7 protein-coding genes and 7 pseudogenes are annotated in these 16,973 nt (G+C 64.7%); 4 read left to right on the top strand and 10 right to left on the bottom strand.

Going from position 1 to position 16,973, the window contains the following annotated elements:
* The first annotated feature begins 17 nt into the window (after positions 1-17).
* Together DEF76_RS15380 and DEF76_RS15375 are read left to right on the top strand one after the other, a co-directional pair.
* Entirely contained in the window at positions 18-3,374 is a 3,357-nt protein-coding gene (locus tag DEF76_RS15380) for an ATP-binding protein (RefSeq protein ID WP_114913047.1), read from the top strand.
* Complete coding sequence (locus tag DEF76_RS15375) at positions 3,371-4,294, top strand: response regulator transcription factor (protein WP_114913046.1); 924 nt, start codon at positions 3,371-3,373, stop codon at positions 4,292-4,294. The genes DEF76_RS15380 and DEF76_RS15375 overlap by 4 nt, the downstream gene beginning before the upstream one ends.
* 321 nt (positions 4,295-4,615) lie before the next feature.
* Here DEF76_RS15375 and DEF76_RS15370 read toward each other — a convergent pair.
* The 10 genes and pseudogenes from DEF76_RS15370 to DEF76_RS15325 all read right to left on the bottom strand — a co-directional run.
* A pseudogene (locus tag DEF76_RS15370) lies at positions 4,616-5,047 on the bottom strand (TrbI/VirB10 family protein); the annotation flags it as partial.
* The gene (locus DEF76_RS15365) at positions 5,044-5,271 is read right to left on the bottom strand and encodes a hypothetical protein (RefSeq protein ID WP_114913045.1); all 228 of its coding nucleotides are present in this window, start codon (positions 5,269-5,271) and stop codon (positions 5,044-5,046) included. The gene DEF76_RS15365 and the pseudogene DEF76_RS15370, both read right to left, overlap by 4 nt.
* 86 nt (positions 5,272-5,357) lie before the next feature.
* Positions 5,358-6,367, bottom strand: a pseudogene (gene trbG / locus DEF76_RS20230) (P-type conjugative transfer protein TrbG); the annotation flags it as partial.
* Positions 6,367-6,909 (bottom strand): annotated as a pseudogene (trbF, locus tag DEF76_RS19745) (conjugal transfer protein TrbF); the annotation flags it as partial. The pseudogenes trbF and trbG, both read right to left, overlap by 1 nt.
* Positions 6,910-6,961: 52 nt before the next feature.
* A pseudogene (gene trbL / locus DEF76_RS20225) lies at positions 6,962-8,302 on the bottom strand (P-type conjugative transfer protein TrbL); the annotation flags it as partial.
* A gap of 120 nt (positions 8,303-8,422) precedes the next feature.
* A pseudogene (locus tag DEF76_RS20405) lies at positions 8,423-9,028 on the bottom strand (conjugal transfer protein TrbE); the annotation flags it as partial.
* Positions 9,029-9,049: 21 nt separating this feature from the next.
* Positions 9,050-9,907 (bottom strand): annotated as a pseudogene (gene trbB, locus DEF76_RS20400) (P-type conjugative transfer ATPase TrbB); the annotation flags it as partial.
* Between the two features lie 405 nt (positions 9,908-10,312).
* Entirely contained in the window at positions 10,313-12,337 is a 2,025-nt protein-coding gene (locus DEF76_RS15335; RefSeq protein ID WP_162800691.1) for a hypothetical protein, read from the bottom strand.
* A gap of 196 nt (positions 12,338-12,533) precedes the next feature.
* Positions 12,534-12,989 carry a CopG family transcriptional regulator gene (locus DEF76_RS15330; protein WP_114913041.1) on the bottom strand — a complete coding sequence of 152 codons (456 nt, stop codon included), beginning with the start codon at positions 12,987-12,989 and terminating at the stop codon, positions 12,534-12,536.
* Between the two features lie 5 nt (positions 12,990-12,994).
* Positions 12,995-14,974, bottom strand: a complete 1,980-nt coding sequence (locus DEF76_RS15325; protein ID WP_114913040.1) for a conjugal transfer protein TraG — start codon at positions 14,972-14,974, stop codon at positions 12,995-12,997.
* 223 nt (positions 14,975-15,197) lie between these two features.
* Between DEF76_RS15325 and DEF76_RS15320 the strand changes: the two genes are divergently transcribed.
* A complete protein-coding gene (locus tag DEF76_RS15320; protein WP_114913039.1) occupies positions 15,198-16,193 on the top strand; it encodes an IS481 family transposase in 996 nt (331 codons plus the stop codon).
* A 22-nt stretch (positions 16,194-16,215) separates the two neighbouring features.
* A pseudogene (locus DEF76_RS15310) lies at positions 16,216-16,880 on the top strand (IS630 family transposase); the annotation flags it as partial.
* Positions 16,881-16,973: the final 93 nt, after the last annotated feature.

Genomic DNA, 16,973 nt, shown 5'->3' with positions numbered 1-16,973 from the left:
CCCAGCCGGACAACACGATGAAAGGGCCGGAGCCGGCGGCGCGTCAGCGGATTCTTCGTGTCCGCCGTGACTATAATCAGTGGGTCGCGAACGAGACGCTGGAGGATTACGCGCTCCGCTTCACCGCCAAGCGGGCACGGCGGTGGTCGGCGGCGCGGGTCGCCAATACCGCGCTCGGCAATGTTTCCTTCCTCGCGCTCGAAGCGATCGGTGGCACCATCACCATCGACTATGGCGCCGCCAATGCGGCGGTCGCCATTCTTCTCGTCGGGTGCTTGATTTTTGCTGCCGGGCTGCCGATTGCGATCCATGCCGCGCGCGCCGGCGTCGATATCGATCTGCTGACCCGCGGCGCCGGTTTCGGCTATATTGGCTCGACGCTGACCTCGCTCATCTATGCTTCCTTCACCTTCATCTTCTTTGCGATCGAAGCGGTTATTCTCGCCAGCATCCTCGAAGCCTGTTTCGGCATTCCGCTCTGGCTCGGCGAGATTTTTTGCGCCGTCGCCGTGGTGCCGCTGGTGACCCACGGCTTCACCTTCATCAGCCGATTTCAGGTCTGGTCACAACCGCTTTGGATTTTTCTGCATCTTTTGCCGTTCGTTGCGATCGCGCTGGGTGGCCACGGGACCTTCACGGCGTGGCGCGGCTATGGTGGCGGGTTCGATCCGTTGCGCATTGGCGCGGCCGGTTCGGTGGTGTTTTCGCTGATCGCGCAGATCGGCGAGCAGGTCGATTTCCTGCGTTTCCTGCCTCCCAAGCCCGTCGGACGAGGCCGGGTCCGCTGGTGGTGCGCGCTCATCGCCGGCGGTCCGGGCTGGATCATTCCCGGGATGCTCAAATTGCTCGCGGGCTCGTTTCTCGCGACCCTCGCCCTCCATCATGGCCTGGCGCCGGCGCTGGCCGCGCAACCCGTCGGCATGTATCGTGTCGCCTTCGGTTATGTGTTCGCTCAGCCCACCGCGGCGCTCGTTCTTGCCAGCATCTTCATCGTGATTTCGCAATTCAAGATCAACGTCGCCAACGCCTATGCCGGCTCGATCGCATGGTCGAATTTCTTCGCCCGGCTGACCCATAGCCATCCCGGCCGCGTGGTTTGGCTGATCTTCAACATAGTCATCGCATTGTTGTTGATGGAGCTTGGCGTTTATCAGACCATCGAGCGGACCCTCGCCCTCTATTCCGGGGTTGCGGCGGCGTGGATGGGGGCGCTGGTCGCCGATCTCGTCGTCAACAAGCCGCTTCGCCTCAGCCCGCCGGTGATCGAATTCAAGCGTGCGCATCTGCATGACATCAATCCGGTTGGCGTCGGCGGCATGCTGTTAGGTGGCGCCCTCGCCGCCTGCGCCTATGGCGGGCTGTTCGGGCGGCTGTTGCAGGCGCTCTCACCTTTTCTCGGCTTCGCCGGGGCGTTTGCGGCGGCCCCTTTGATCGCCTGGGCGAGTGGCGGGCGTTTCTATCTTGCGCGGAAGCCAAGAGCCGGATGGGCAGGAAGTGGCGAACGCGCCTGCGTCATCTGCGGGCATGCGTTCGAGCCCGAGGACATGGCTTTCTGCCCCGCCTATACTGGGCCGATCTGTTCACTCTGCTGCTCGCTCGATGCGCGTTGCGGGGATAGCTGCAAGCCGCGCGCGGCGCGCGGGTTCAGTCTGCTCGCCGCACCCCTTCGGCTGATCCTGCCGGCGGAGGCGACCGCGATGCTGGGTCGGCCGCTCGCGCGCTATCTCGCCATCGTCACGGTTTTCGCCCTGGCGCTCGCCGGTATCTTGTCCGCGCTCTATTCGCAGACCGCGGCCCCGTTTCCGGCGATGGAGGCCGCGATTGCGGCGGCGTTCCGCAAGGTGTTTTTTGTTCTTTTGGTGATCGCCGGTGTCGTTGTCTGGCTGCTCGTGCTGGCGCTCGAGAGCCGGCGCGTGGCACAAGAAGAAAGCCGCCGCCAGACCGAACTTCTGATGCAAGAAATCAGCGCCCACCGGCGCACCGACGCCAAGCTGCAAAAGGCCAAGGAAGCGGCGGAAGCCGCCAATCACGCGAAAAGCCGCTATGTCGTTGGCATCAGCCATGAACTCCGCACGCCGCTCAACGCCATTCTCGGCTATGCGCAATTGCTCGAAGCCGATGCCACCATCCCGCCGGCGCGCCAAGGCGCCATCCGCGTCATGCGCCAGAGCGCCGAGCACCTCGCCGGCCTGATTGAGGGCCTGCTCGACATTTCCAAGATCGAGGCCGGGCGCATCGAACTTTACCGCGACGAGGTTCGCCTCGGCGAATTTCTCGACCAGATCGCGACTCTCTTCCGCCCCCAGGCCGAGGCACGCGGCATCCGCTTCATCCACAGCCGGCCGGAGCATCTGCCCGAAGCGGTGTTTACCGATGAGCGGCGGCTTCGCCAGATCTTGATCAATCTGCTTTCGAATGCGATCAAATTCACCACCGCCGGCGATGTCGCGTTTCATTTCCGGAAGCGTGGCAGTGTCGCCGAATTCGAGATCGCCGATACCGGGTGCGGCATCGCCGAGGCCGATCGCGAACGCATCTTCGAGCCCTTCCAGCGCGTCGAGGCACGGCATCTCGCGGCAACGCCAGGCATCGGCCTCGGCCTCACCATCACCCGGCTCCTGGTGCAGATCATGGGCGGCGAGATCGCGGTCGAGAGCCAACCGGGCGCCGGCAGCCGCTTCACGGTGCGGCTCATGCTCTCTGCCGTGCGCCAGCCGCGCCGCCTTCAGGCCAAGGAAAAGCGGCCGCTCGGTTATGCCGGGCGCCGACGGTTGGTGCTGGTCGCCGACGACGATCCGCTGCACCGGCGGCTGATGCGCGATGCCCTCGCGCCGCTCGGCTTCATCGTGCTCGAGGCCGGTGATGGCGCCGAATCGCTGCGCCTTGCCGCCGATTGCCGCCCCGATGCCTTTCTGCTCGACCTTTCGATGCCTGGCATCAGCGGCTGGGATCTGGCGCGGCGGCTCCGGCAATCCGGCCATGAAGCGGCGGCGATCCTGATTATCTCCGCCAATGCCGGAGAGTTGCGCGCCGGCCCGCCCGCAGACCACGACTCCACGCGGTACCACGACGATGTCCTTGCCAAGCCGGTGTCCATCGCGAATTTGCTCACCCGCCTCGGCGCTTGCCTTGCCCTTGAATGGCAGGAGGCGCCACCGCCTGACTCTGGCCTGCGCCGGCTCGCACTTCCCCCAGAGGTGGTTGCGGAGCTGACGCAGCTCGGCCGGATCGGCTATGTCCGGGGCATTCTCGGGAGACTCGACGAAATCGCGGATGCATCCCCCGCAGCCGGCCTCATTGATTTGCGTCGTGCCGCCGCCGAATGCCGGCTCGATGATTTTCTCGCCCTCCTCGCCGGCGCCGTGCCCTCGTGACGCCGCCGCTCCGCACCATCGTGCTCGTGGTCGACGACTCGCCAGGGACGCTCGGCTTGCTCAATGATACCCTGGAGGCCGCCGGTTACACCGTGCTGCTCGCCCCCTCCGGACAAGCCGCCCTCGACGCCGTGAGCCATGCGACACCCGACATCATCCTGCTCGATGCCTTGATGCCGGGCTTGGACGGGTTCGAGACCTGCCGACGCATGAAACGCCTGCCCGGGCTTGCCGCGGTGCCGGTGATTTTCATGACCGCGCTCAGCGAGACCGAACACGTGCTGGCAGCACTCGCCGCCGGCGGGGTCGATTACGTCACCAAGCCGGTGGCGCCGGCCGAGGTAGTGGCGCGGGTCGGCGTTCATCTCGCCAATGCCCGCCTCACGCGGAGCGCGCATCAGGCGCTGGATGCCGCCGGACGCTATCTGCTGGCGATCGACCGCGCCGGCCACGTGGTTTGGAGCACACCGCAGGCCGCTGCCCTGCTTGGCAACACCACGGCCGCGCCAGCGTCCTTGCCGCCGGAGATCGTCGCCTGGGCTCTGCATCAGACATCCGGCGCCGCAACGCCAGGGCGAAGCGTTACCATCGCCGGCGACAGGGTGGAAATTTCGTATGTTGGACGCATCGCCGCCGATGAGATTCTGCTTCGCCTCACCCCTGGTGCCGCCGCCGGGGACTTGGAAACCCGGCTCCGCACTCAGTTCGGGCTCACGCCGCGCGAGGCCGAGGTGCTGCTCTGGATCGGGCATGGCAAGTCCAATCGCGACATCGCCGATATTCTCGGCCTCAGCCCGCGCACGGTGAACAAGCATCTCGAAGCCATTTACGCCAAGCTCGGCGTCGAAAACCGCGCTGCCGCCGCGGCGATCACGGTGCAGGCGCTCGCGGACAGCCTCAGGGGAATCGCATTTGAATAGGCGGGCAGCGCGGAAGGCTGAGAGTGTCACCGGTGATATGGCCAAGCGCCCGCGCCGGGTCGCCCCCAGCTTGGCGGCTTGGGCGTACTGACGACACAGCGCCGGGTCGACAAACTTATGCCTCTCCTGCGCCAGCGCCTCCGCGGTTGCCGCGAGACCAGTCTCCAACGCCAGCATCTCTTTTCCAGCATCTCTTTTGTGGTGTAACGCTCCTCGCCCCGGTGCACCGCGGCCGAGCCTGACCAGCGCCGGCAAGGCCATGACTCGCGCCAGGACGTTCTGGAACTGCTCGGCCACGCCTTGCTGGAGCGCATCGGCGAGCGAGCCGTAATTATTGGCGCCCATGCCGGCCTCGGAGCCGACGCTCAGGATCGTCGAGAGGATGGCCGCCTTGAAGAGCGTGCCCCAATGATTGTCGACTTGATCTTCGAGGCCGGCGTAGCCTTCGGTATCCGCGCCGGGCTGGCGTTCGAGGATGATCGAGCGCCCGTTCGGCATGATGAGCCGGGTCCAGACGAGCAGCGCCCGCGACTGGCCGAAGGCAACCTGCGCATCATATTGCCCGATCAGCCGCGCGCCCTGCGGGATGAGCAGGATGCTGCCGGCAACGCTGTCATAGACATCCTCGGTGACCTGCGCCGTGACCGGCCCGGGAAGATCGGAACGCAGCCCGGTGATGAGCGCCGCCGGAATGACCGAGCCGGCTTGCAGAACATAGGGGCTCGCTGCCGGCTGCAGCCGCTCCTTGCTCACGGTGCGCTGATCGGCGGGACGGTCGAGGAAGGCGAGTTTGTGATCCTGGGGCGTGGCCGCAAGGCAAGGAACGCCGCCCCGCCGATGCCGAGGCCGACCAGCCCGGCAAGGCCGAGCAGCACCTTGCGCGAGAGCCGGGTGACCGGCGCCCTCTGTGCGCGAAGACGCATCTCTTGCGGCGGCCGTGGCAGCGCCCGTTCTTCATCGCGCGGCGCCTCGGTCATGAGGCCGGCCCTCGGCTGTTCGTCCGGGGCATCACCGCTTGCGACGCATGCGTGCCAGGGTTTTCCGGAAGCGCGCCGCTGTTTACCCCATCGGTGCGGACGATGCGCACGATCTCCTGATGCGCGCCGCCGAGCTTGAGTTCGGCGGCGGCAAACAGGCGGTCGACGATCATGGTATTGCCGCGCACGCGGTAATTCACCAATTGCCCGTCACCCTCGGCGCCGATCACCCAGAGCGGCGGCAGCTCGCCATGGGCGATACCGCGCGGAAATTCGATGAACACCTGGCGACCATCATCGAAGGCGCGCGTCGGCCGCCAGGCGGGGCTGTCGCCCGCGATGCGGTAGCGGAACAGGCGGGGCTGTCGCCCGCGATGCGGTAGCGGAAATTGAGCGCGCTGATATCGACCCCGGTGGCGAGCGGCGCCGCTGCCTCGGCGGCGGCGTTCTGCTGGCGGAGTGCGATCAGCTGATCCTGCGGATAGATCCAGGAGACCGCGGCCATGTAGGTTTTCTCCTCGGAGTGCAGCTCGAGGTGATAGGTCCGGCGGTCGGTGTTGATGATCAGGTTGGTGGTCAGGTCCGGCCGCGTCGGCTTGACCAGGATGTGAAGGCTCTTTCCGGCGCCGGCGCCGCTTTCGCTATCGCCGATGATCCAGCGCACCGTATCGCCCGCGGCGATGGGACCGGTGCCGACGAGCTGCTCGCCGGGCTCGAGCACGATATCGGTGATCTGTCCCGGTGCGGCATAGACCTGGTAGAGCGCGCCGTCCGACCACGGATAGACCTGGATTGCGTTGAGATAGCCGGCGCGTGTCGGCTGGATGCGGGCGGCGCCATTGGCGCGATCGATGCGGGCCTACGGATCGCCGGGTTCGGGCGGCGCGCTTTTGCCGCTGGCAAGCGGCTTCATCTGCCCCGGAAGCGGCAGCGGCGTCGGCAACGCGACGATCTGCACCGGCTGGGGCGGATCCGGCGTCAGCACCGCCGCTTTCGCGTGCGGCGCCTCGTCATAGGAGATGACCGGCGGGATGTCGGTGTTGGCGCAGGCGCCGAGGGCCAGCGCGGCGAGGAGAAGCGTCGTGGGCGGCCGCATCAGCCGAGCTCCTTTGCCCAGTCGAAAGCGTGGACATAGACCCCGAGCGGGTTCTTCTTGAGGCGATCGGCGTCGGTCGGCGTCCGCACGGCGATGGTGAGGATCGCGCTCCAGCGCTCGGTTGCGGCCAGGGCGTCATCGGCGTAGCGGCGTTCGATCCAGGTGATGCGAAAACTGTCGGCCGAGGCGCGGATGACGCTCACGATCTCGACCGTGACCTGCACCTTGCCGACCTTGGAAAAGGCATCGCTCGTGCGCGCATACGCGTTGAGGGCCAGCGCGCCCTTGTCGGTGACGTAGTTGTAGGCATCGAGCCAGTTCTGCCGCAGTACCACGGGATCGGCCGGAATGGCGCGGATTTCGCTGATGAAGCGGGCGAGATACCAGGCGATTTGCGGATCGGTGGGCGTGTAGCCGGCGGTTGCCGGAGCGATGGCCTGCGCCTGGCCGAGCGCATCGACCTCGACCACCCAGGGCGTGATGGTGCCGCGCGCCGATTGCCAGAGCAGACCGCCAGTGAGAGCGCCGCTCAATGCCAGCGCCGCCGATCCCGGCCACGGCAAGGCCGGTGCCGATCGCCGCCCCTGCGCCAAGCTGTGGCCCGCCGGCGATGAGGCCGTTGGCGATGCCGGGGCCAAAGATTGTCAGGCCAAGGAGGGTGAGCGAGGCGAGGATCAGCGTCAGCGCGTCGGCGATCGTCGGTCGCGTGTTCAGCACAGTGGTGAATTCGCAGAAGATCGTCGCACCGATGCCGACGATGACGGCAAGGACGAGGATCTTGACGCCGCTCGCCACCACGTTGCCGAGCACTTTTTCAGCGAGGAAGGCGGTGCGGCCAAAAAGCCCGAACGGCACCAGCACGAAGCCGGCGAGCGTCGTCAGCTTGAACTCGATCAGGCTGACGAAAAGCTGGATCGCGATGACGAAGAAGCTGATGATGACGATCAGCCAGGCGATCAGCAGGATCGCGATCTCGACGAAATTGTCGAAGAAGCTGGTGAACCCGACCAGCCCGGAGATCGCGCTCAGGATCGGCTTGCCGGCATCGATGCCGATCTCAGCGAGCTGCCCCGGCTGCAGAAGCTGCTGGGCGGTGATGGTGCCGCCGCCGGCCTTGAGGCCGAGGCTCGAGAAGGAATTATAGATGATCTGCGCGAGATTGCTGAAATTGCCGAGGATGAAGGCGAAGACGCCAATATAGAGCGTCTTCCTGATCAGCCGCGCGAGGATGTCCTCAGGCTGATAGCCGGCGCCATAATTGAGGAAGTTTTGGAGTTGTTGCTGTGCCTGCGCCTGGCTTTCGAGCCGCTTTGCGCCATCGAGGCTCTGCGCCCGCGCGAGCGAAGCCATCACTGCGGTGAGATCGGCAAGCTCGGTCGCCTGGACGGCGATCAGCTGGTTGCCCGATTGCGCCGCCTGCAAGGCGCCAGCTGCCGCCTGGCTCGAGGCGAGCAGGGCGTCGGTTTGCGTGCTGGCGGCGCCGAGATTTTGCACGGCGCCGGCCTGGACGCGCATCGCGTCCTGGAAACCGGCGCGCGCATTCTGCCAGCGGGTTTGGGCATCGGCGATCATCTGCGGCGAGGAAACGCCGCTCGCATAGGTTTGTGGGTAGGTCTCGACAAACGCCTGATCGATGGCGCCGGTGCTGTAGCCGATTTGCTGTGCCTCCGAGAGCAGAAGCTCTGTCTCGCTGCTCGATTGCGCGAGCACGCCGAGCGAGGAATATGGCAGGCTCGCGAGGTTGCGCGCCTGATTGACCAGCATCGCTGCCTGGTTTTGCAGGCTGAGGATCCCGTTATCGACCTGCTGCAATTCACGCGCTGCGGTGAGCGCGTTCTGGGCGTAATTGGTCGGATCGAAAACGATCCACTGTGCTTTGGCCGGCGGGATGGCCGCGATGAGGACGAGGGCAGCGGCAAGCGCGGTGCGGATCATGGCGGGGGCTCCTGGCTCAGCATCTCGGCTGCCCAGTCGAGCCCCTTGGCGCGCAGCCAAGCGGCGGCGAAGCCGTCACGGCCGTGCTCGGCGAGCAGGCGTGAGATCATCGCCTGGTCGCTCTTCGACGAGGCTGAGGCGCTCCTCGGCGATGCGGGCATCTTCGTCCCACACCGTCACCGTCGCGGTGACATAGGCCTCCCCGACGAGATCGGCGCCGAGTTCCTGCAGCGCGGCGTCGGCGTCGAGCGCCTTGTTGGCAGCGTCGGTATCCATCAGCGCCGAGGCCTCGTTGGTCATCACCTCCTTCAGCATCGCCAGGATCGATTTGCGTTTGGCGAACCATTGCCGGCGGATCTTGCCGAGCAGCTTGGTGGCGTCGGTCTTGTCGAGGCAGATGGCGCGCGTCATCCAGCGATAGGGGAACGCGAGGCGGTTGAGGTCGTCGAGCAGCCCCGGCCAGGTCTGCGACGGAAATCCCATCACGGTGAGCGTGCGCAAATGCGCCCCACCGAGCCTTGGTTCGAGCCCGCCGGTGAGATCCTCATCGACGAGGATGGCGTCGAGATACATCGGCGTCTCGGGCACGCGGACGCGCTGGCGCCGGGTCGAGATGCAGGCGTGCAGGTAGGTCAGCGTCTCGCCGTCATCGAGCCACGCGGCCTCGGGCATGAAGCCCTCGATGAGCGCGAGCACGCGATCGCTGCGGTCGATGAAGCCATCGAGCGCCGCGCGCCAATCGGCGCCGGGGCCGATCCCGCACACCACGGCGAGTTCGGCGAGACGGCGGGCGGCACCACGGCCCGCAAGCACGGCGATCAGCGCGCGCGGGACGGTGACGACGGCTTCCTGGATCAGCTGTTCGAGCCGGCGCAGCGCGCCCAGCGCCGAGCCCGCGTGCAGCGTGCCGATGCCGCCGGGATGGCCAGTGCCCCAGGCTTTGAGGAGATCGAGCGCTTCGGCCCCGCGCACCTCGCCGATCGGAATGCGATCAGGCCGAAGCCGGAGTGAGGCGCGCACCAGGTCCGAGAGCGAGGCGGCGCCATCCTTGGTGCGCAGCGCAACAAGATTGGGCGCGGCGCATTGCAGCTCGCGCGTATCCTCGATCAGCACCACGCGGTCGCCGGTTTTGGCGACTTCGGCGAGGAGCGCATTGACCAGCGTCGTCTTGCCGGTCGCTGTGCCGCCGGCAACCAGGATATTCTTCCGAGCCAGAACCCCGGCGCGCAGCAAGTCCGCCTGATCGGCAGACATGATGCCGGCATCGACGTAATCGCCGAGCTCGAATACGGCGACCGCTGGGCGGCGGATCGCAAAGCAGGGCGCGGCGACGACCGGCGGCACCAACCCCTCGAACCGCTCACCGGTCTCCGGAAGTTCGGCCGAAACGCGCGGCGCGCCCGCATGGACCTCGACGCCGACATGGTGCGCAACGAGGCGAAGGATGCGTTCAGCGTCAGCCGCGGGAATGCGAACGCCGGTATCTTCCAGCCCGCCAGCGAGGCGATCGACCCAGAGCCGCCCATCGGGGTTGAGCATCACCTCGACCACGCCCGGGTCTTCGAGATGACCCGCAATCGCCGGCCCGAGCGCGGTACGCAGCATGCGCGCGCCACGAGCGAAGGCTTCAGACCGAAGGGAGATTGTCGTCACATCGAACCACGCGAGTTTGCCTCACGTCGAGGCGGGCGTTTCAGCGGGGTTGATTAGAAAGAGCCAGAACCGGGGAAGCGCAATAAGAAGCGAGGGGTTGTAGGGACATGGCGTAGAAAGAGATGCTATAGGCAAGGTCGTTGTTCAGGAAGATGATGATTCTACCAAGAAGTCTTTCGAATGCCGGCTATCTGTTGAACGTGGCCTGCCTCTTTCGCGTCAGGGCGGGGAAGCACTGGGCAATTGGCCTACAGCCGACTGCCCGGTTCCTCATTGCTTACTTTCCCCAATTTTAGGTTCGCTCGCCGAGGATTTTGTATGTCTGAGGGGGTTCGAAAAGCGTCACCAACGATGAAATCATTGCAGCGCCCGCCGCACGAAATCAATGGTCTTCTCACTAAAGCGGCGTGCCATGCAATCGGTGTAATTCGTACCGACCTGCTCCGCGAGCCTATCGGGATCGAGGACATACATGCTTCCGGCGATCGATAGAACGTGCTCGCTAAGCAGGAGATCGAGTACGGCCCTACCGGAGCCTTTCGTCATCCGTGCATGGTCAAGCTTGTCTCGGTAGCGAGCGAGGCTCCCCTTGCTGTGGGATCGGAAGGCGATTACGAATTTTCGCAAGCGGCGCAAAGCCTCCTCGATCCTCGGATCGGAAACCGGCGACGAATTCGTTGCAAAGCTTGTCCAGGGATGGGCGCGTGCACCCGGCCATGAGGCTGAAAGCGATACCTCGCCATGCATGACTGGTACCGACGTTATCGTACCTTCGTAATGTGTAGCCTCAAGGAAAACAGCGGCGTCTCTGCGGTCCTTCGCCGTTTCGACGATCAGCCTGTTTGCGGTAATGACTAGCGTCTCGCATTGCACGCTGATCGGAGCGATCAAGAGCGCTTCCGAGCCGGGGCCGATCTCGACCTTCGTGTGTGGGACGGTAATATCAATATCCTCCACCTGCACGCCGAGGCGGATGGGACCCGTCTGGTCCGATTCAAAGCGGACATATTGCGCGCGGTCGCTGCCGCGTCGCCCTAGCGTGATCTCAACTTCGGCGCGCAAAATCTCATCTTCCGGGCCTTCCTCCGGTCCTTCAACAAAGAGGCTTGCCGTGTCGCCGAGCGAGAGGCGGGCGCGCAGAGAACTGTAAATAATTCCGATATGCTGGGGTGGAAGAAACGTGAGCTCGCCGCCCTTGGCTTGTGGCGCGTAGAACTCGGCCAGAAACGGGTTTGCTGACGCTGCGCCGCGCGCAAGTTCGCGGGTCAGCGCAAGTTCGGCTGACTCATCGCGCTTGAGAGCCCGCACAGCGATGACGGCATCGAATACAGCCGAGGATGGCACGTTTCGCCCGCCGAGAAACGGATGTTCCGGCACCCACGTCTTCAGTGCCGCATCGTAAATGCGCGCATCTTCAGGACTGAGGTCGTCCATGCCCGGAGGCGGCAACTGATAGATAAGTGCGATCAGGTGATCAAGTTGCTCGTCTGCTGAGTACAACGCCTCCATCAGGCTCGGGTTGCTAAACGGAAGCGGACGAAGTTTGCCGCGCTCCCGCTCCAAAATGGCGGAGACGACGGCGTGGAGCGTCACAGGCTGAACACCTGCCTTGATTTCCGCGACGAGCGCGCCGGCATTTCCCTCCTGGATCACCCGCTCCGCAACGGCCTGGAGTACTGGTGCATAACCCGCAAAGCGGTCTCCATCGACTTCAGTCTGATCACGCAGGCGCAATAACAGCAGCTCGATTGCCTCGCGCTCAGTAGCTGCATGCGCGCCATCCGGGTTCTTCGCGCGCAGCAGAGCTTCGACAAAATCAGCAGCTGCTTCGGGGCCATAATACCCGATTTCAAGGACCGCCGCATCAGTGAGGACGAGCCACGCATCCTGAATTGCGCCAGTTCGGCCAAATAGAACTGTCGGCATCGAACGGCCGCGCGAAAGCTGATCGACGTCGCGGAGAAACGCCTCGAATGCCTCTTGTGTAACGCGAAGGCGAGCTTCGTCCAGACCATCGATGAGGACGCCAACATTGCCATTTTGCCAGTCAGTATAGAGGCCTGATTTCACCAGTCCGCCCACCAGCGTATTGGAACCGACTGGCTCAGCATTCGCCAAATCGACATACACGGCACGCGTCTCGAATGCTATTTGCCGAGCAAGCGTCGATTTGCCGACTGCCCCCGGTGCAGATACGAGTATGATCGCCGACCTGTAGGGATCGATGCCATCGTCCAACTCGCTGTTCAGATTGAGTGGCGCTTCTTTGAATGTGGTCAGGCCCCGTTCTGGGAACGACCACCCACCGATCAGGTCCGCGGATGGCATTCGCTGAACCGAAAGGCGAGGCTTCCAGAAATTTTCAATCGTATAGTCGCTCATGACGTCTCCCAGCTTCACACTCACTGAATGTCGTATAGCTCGTAAAATCGGCGACAACCGCCCTCTCTCGAGCCTCACGCGATGTTACCACGTCGCGCCTCTGTGTCGCTCACAGCAGCGGCTCACGCCTAAAATAAGCGATCACTCGAGATCACCGCAAGGCGAAAGCCTCCGCGCGACGGCCGAAGCCGGTCATTCAGCGCTGGTCTCGGTCCTCACGATCTCGGGCCCCATCCGCCTCCGCCGCGTTCCCCGCCACGTCGGTGACAACCTCATCCGCCAGTGTGTGCCCGCGCGCGAGCCGCCGACCGAGCGCCTCGACGAAGCCCTGGTAGCGCTCGCGCCCCTTGGCTTGCGCTGCGGCGAGGGCGCTGTCGGGTAGAGGCGGTGTGCTGGTCAGCCAGAAGCGGACGAAGACGGCCAGGGCCTCGTTCGTGATGGCGACATGCCGCTCGAGCCGCTCGAGATGCCGGCCGATGCGATCGAGACGGCGGGCGACTGCTGCTTCCAGCCGGTCGGCGCCGTCGGGGGAGAAATGTGAGGCGAGTGCTGCCTCGACGATCAGGGCTTGGCTGACGCGTTTGCGCCCCGCGTGGTCGGCGAGTTTGGTCATCAGATCGGCCGGCAGGCGGAACGTGTGCTTGGTTCGCATCGCGCTCAGAGCTGCATCTCATCGGCCGGATCGAGCGCCGCCTGCCGGGCGACGGCGCTCATCGCGCGCCGCACGCCGCGTTCACGTTGCGGCTCATCGTCGGCATCCTCGAGCGGCTCGAACTCATTGACCGCCCGCCGTGGCGGCGGCGCGATGTCCTCATGCGCCGGCAACTCGGGCTCGCGGCGGATGCCGCCATTTGCCGGATCGCCGGCGCTGGCGGAGGAAGGTTCGGCGAGGATGGCGCCCGCCCAGTCGCCTTGATCGGCTGGGGCATCGTCCGGTGCCGGTTCCAGAAGCCGCGGGGACAAAGATGGCGGCGGCAGAATGCGTGCTGAAAGCTTCGGGTCTTCGTAGTAGCGGGCTTTCCTCGCGCGGATCGGCGGGCATGCGGAGACCAGCACCAGCTCGTCCTCCTGCGCAAGCTGCATGATCTCGCCCGCGGTCAGAAGCGGCCGCGCGGTTTCCTGGCGCGAGACCATGAGATGGCCAAGCCAGGGGCTGAGCCGGTGGCCGGCGTAGTTTTTCATCGCGCGCATTTCGGTCGCGGTGCCGAGGGCGTCAGAGACACGCTTGGCGGTGCGCTCGTCGTTGGTCGCAAAACTCACGCGGACATGGCAGTTGTCGAGGATCGCATTGTTCGGGCCATAGGCTTTCTCGATCTGGTTGAGCGATTGGGCGATCAGGAAGCTTTTCAGCCCGTAGCCAGCCATGAAGGCGAGCGCGCTTTCGAAGAAATCCAGCCGCCCGAGTGCGGGAAACTCATCGAGCATCAGCAGCAGCCGATGCCGCGGCGCTTTCGGCGAGAGCAATTCGGTCAGACGCCTTCCGATCTGGTTGAGGATCAGGCGCACGAGCGGCTTGGTGCGGCTGATGTCAGACGGCGGCACCACCAGGTAGAGGGTGGTCGGCGCCTTTGCCTCGACGAGGTCGCGGATGCGCCAGTCGCATCGCCGCGTCACGGTGGCGACGACGGGATCGCGATAGAGGCCGAGGAACGACATCGCGGTTGACAGCACGCCGGAGCGCTCGTTCTCGCTTTTGTTCAGCAGCTCCCGCGCCGAACTCGCGATCACCGGATGCACGCCGCGCGCGCCGAGATGCGGCGTCGTCATCATCGCGCGGAGCGTTTTCTCGATCGGCCGGCGCGGGTCGGACAGAAAGCGCGCAACACCCGCGAGCGTTTTGTCGGGCTCGGCATAGAGCACGTGAAGGATTGCGCCGACGAGCAGTGAGTGGCTGGTTTTTTCCCAATGGTTGCGGCGCTCCAGCGCCCCTTCCGGGTCGACCAGGACATCGGCGATGTTTTGGACGTCGCGCACCTCGCCTTCGCCGCGGCGGACCTCGAGCAGCGGGTTGTAGGCGGCGCTCGCGGCGTTGGTTGGGTCAAACAGCAGCACACGGCCGAAGCGTTGCCGCCAGCCGGCGGTGAGGGTCCAATTCTCGCGCTTGATGTCATGGACGATCGCCGATCCCGACCAGGTCAGCAGCGTCGGCACCACGAGGCCAACGCCTTTGCCCGAGCGCGTCGGCGCGAAGCAGAGCACATGTTCGGGGCCGTCATGGCGGAGATAGCGCCCCTGCCAGCGGCCGAGCACCGCGCCGTCTTGGGCGAGGAGGCCTGCTGCGCGTATCTCCGCCCTCTGCGCCCAGCGCGCCGAGCCATAGGTGGTGACGCGCTTGGTTTCCCGGGCGCGCCAGAGCGACATGCCGATCGCGACGATCACCGCGGCAACGCCACCCGCGGCGGCGATGATGGCGCCCTTGGTGAAAATCTCGCTTGCATAGGCATCGAAGGCAAACCACCACCAGAAGAAGGCCGGCGGCGGATAGACCGGCCAGCCAAGAACCCCGAACCAGGGCCGGCCGAGCTGCGGCTGAAAGAGAAGCCGCCACGCCACCCACTCCGTCGCCCCCCAGAGGAAGGCGAGCACGGTGGCGCCGACAGCGAACACCTGGCCCCAGAGGATCTTGGTCGCGGACATGGCGATTGCGCATGAGGAGGTGTGTATTCCGCGGCGGCAAGCGCAAAGTGATGGCCTGCGTAGCGGCGGATACCCTGGCGATGAATTCGGACAGTGCGAAGGTGCCGGCACCGGCGAATGACTTGTACGGTTCGTAGACATCCTTTCAATGGATTCGATAGGCTGTGGACTTGATGGACAACGCTGCGTGTTGCCCACAATCCCACAGCGACGACAGCAGCACATGGCATCAACAGATAGCAGAAAGGATGAAACGGATCGTGCCGTCCGGCTGCGGTTGAAGTGGATCGCAGCATATGAAGAGGTCCGGGACGCCGGTGCAGTCTGCCGGCGCTTCGGCGTTTCAAGACCAACACTGCGGAAATGGCTGCGCCGATATGAGGCGGAAGGTGAAGCAGGTCTCGTGGAGCAGAGCCGTCGCCCGCACAGGTCACCAACGCGGAAAGTCGGACAGGTTCAGGAGGAGGTGATCGTTCGGCTGCGGCGTGAACGGCGGCTTGGCGTCAAGCGGCTCCGTATCGAGCTTGAGCGGCTGCATGGCCTGCGCCTCGCGGCATCGACGATCCATAAGGTTCTGACCCGACTCAACCTCAGCGCGCTGCCACGAAGGCGACGGCCACGCCACGTTCCGAAGCGATACAGCCGTCCGGTTCCTGGCGACCACGTGCAGATGGACACGTGCAAGATCTGTCCCGGGCTCTGGCAGTTCGCGGCTGTCGACGATTGCGGCCGCTACCTGGTGGCTGGCCTGGCGAAGCGCTGGGTCGCGGCCGCGACCCTGAGATTCCTCGACCAGTTGTTCGACGAGATGCCGTTTGCGATCCAGGGAATACAGACTGACCGCGGGACCGAATTTTTCGCCGAGACAGTTCAGCGACGTCTCATGTCTGAGGCGGTGAAGTTTCGTCCGACGCCGCCGCGCTCGCCGCACCTGAATGGCAAGATCGAACGGGCGCAGCGGACCGTGCTGGAGGAGTTCTGGGCAACCGTTGATCCACGTGCGCCAGACACCGCGGATCGGCTGGCCGAGTGGGTGCACCACTACAACTGGCACCGACCGCACGAAGCCCTGGGCGGTCTGTCCCCGATCGATCGGATCTGCGAGCGCATTCCCAAGACCCCGATCCGGGCCGAAGTGGAGGACAGCTACGACCCAGCCAAGGAACGCGTCCAGATCCGCGAGTATGCTCTGGACATTGCGTTACGACCGTTGAAATGATGTCTGCGAACGGCACAGCCGACTGTTGTGGCGGCTCAAGTTCACGCGGGTCCAGCCGCGTCCGTATCATCCGAAGAAGGACGCTGCGGCACAGGACATTTTTAAAAAGACTTCGCTGGCCTGGTAGCGGCGGCGATCCCGGTCACGGCGGCCCGTAAGCCGATCGAGGTGTGGTTCGCCGATGAAGCCCGTGTCGGTCAGAAGGGAACCCTGAGCTATGTCTGGGCAGAGCGGGGTTCCCGACCACTGGCGGTGCGCGACAATCGCCATGACTCCGCCTATCTGTTTGGTGCCGTCTGCCCAGAACGTTGTATTGGTACCGCCATCATCATGCCGGCGGTCAACAGCGAGGCGATGGCCGAGCATCTTCGCGAAATCAGCACGCAGGTCGCGCCCGGTGCGCACGCCGTGCTGGTGCTCGATGGCGCCGGCTGGCATCAAGCCGGCGAACGTTTGCCGGTGCCCGACAACATCAGCCTGCTATCGCTGCCGCCCTATTCGCCAGAGCTCAACCCAGTCGAAAACATCTGGCAATTTCTGCGCAGCAACTTCCTAAGCCATCAGGTCTGGAACAGCTACGACGAAATCCTTGCCGCCTGCCGAAACGCCTGGAACAAGTTCATGCAAATGCCAGAACAAATCGCTTCGATCACCCAACGAGACTGGATCAAAGAGGTCATTGGATAGGCAGGTTGGTATTATCTGTCGGCGATTTGCTACCTTGCTTCTGTTGCCGGGATGTGGTGTGCTTGGGGCGAATAATAGACAAATTCGTGTCGT

The organism is Acidibrevibacterium fodinaquatile (genome assembly GCF_003352165.1).
In the GTDB taxonomy this organism is placed as follows: domain Bacteria; phylum Pseudomonadota; class Alphaproteobacteria; order Acetobacterales; family Acetobacteraceae; genus Acidibrevibacterium; species Acidibrevibacterium fodinaquatile.
This window is presented reverse-complemented; position numbering and strand designations above follow the sequence as displayed.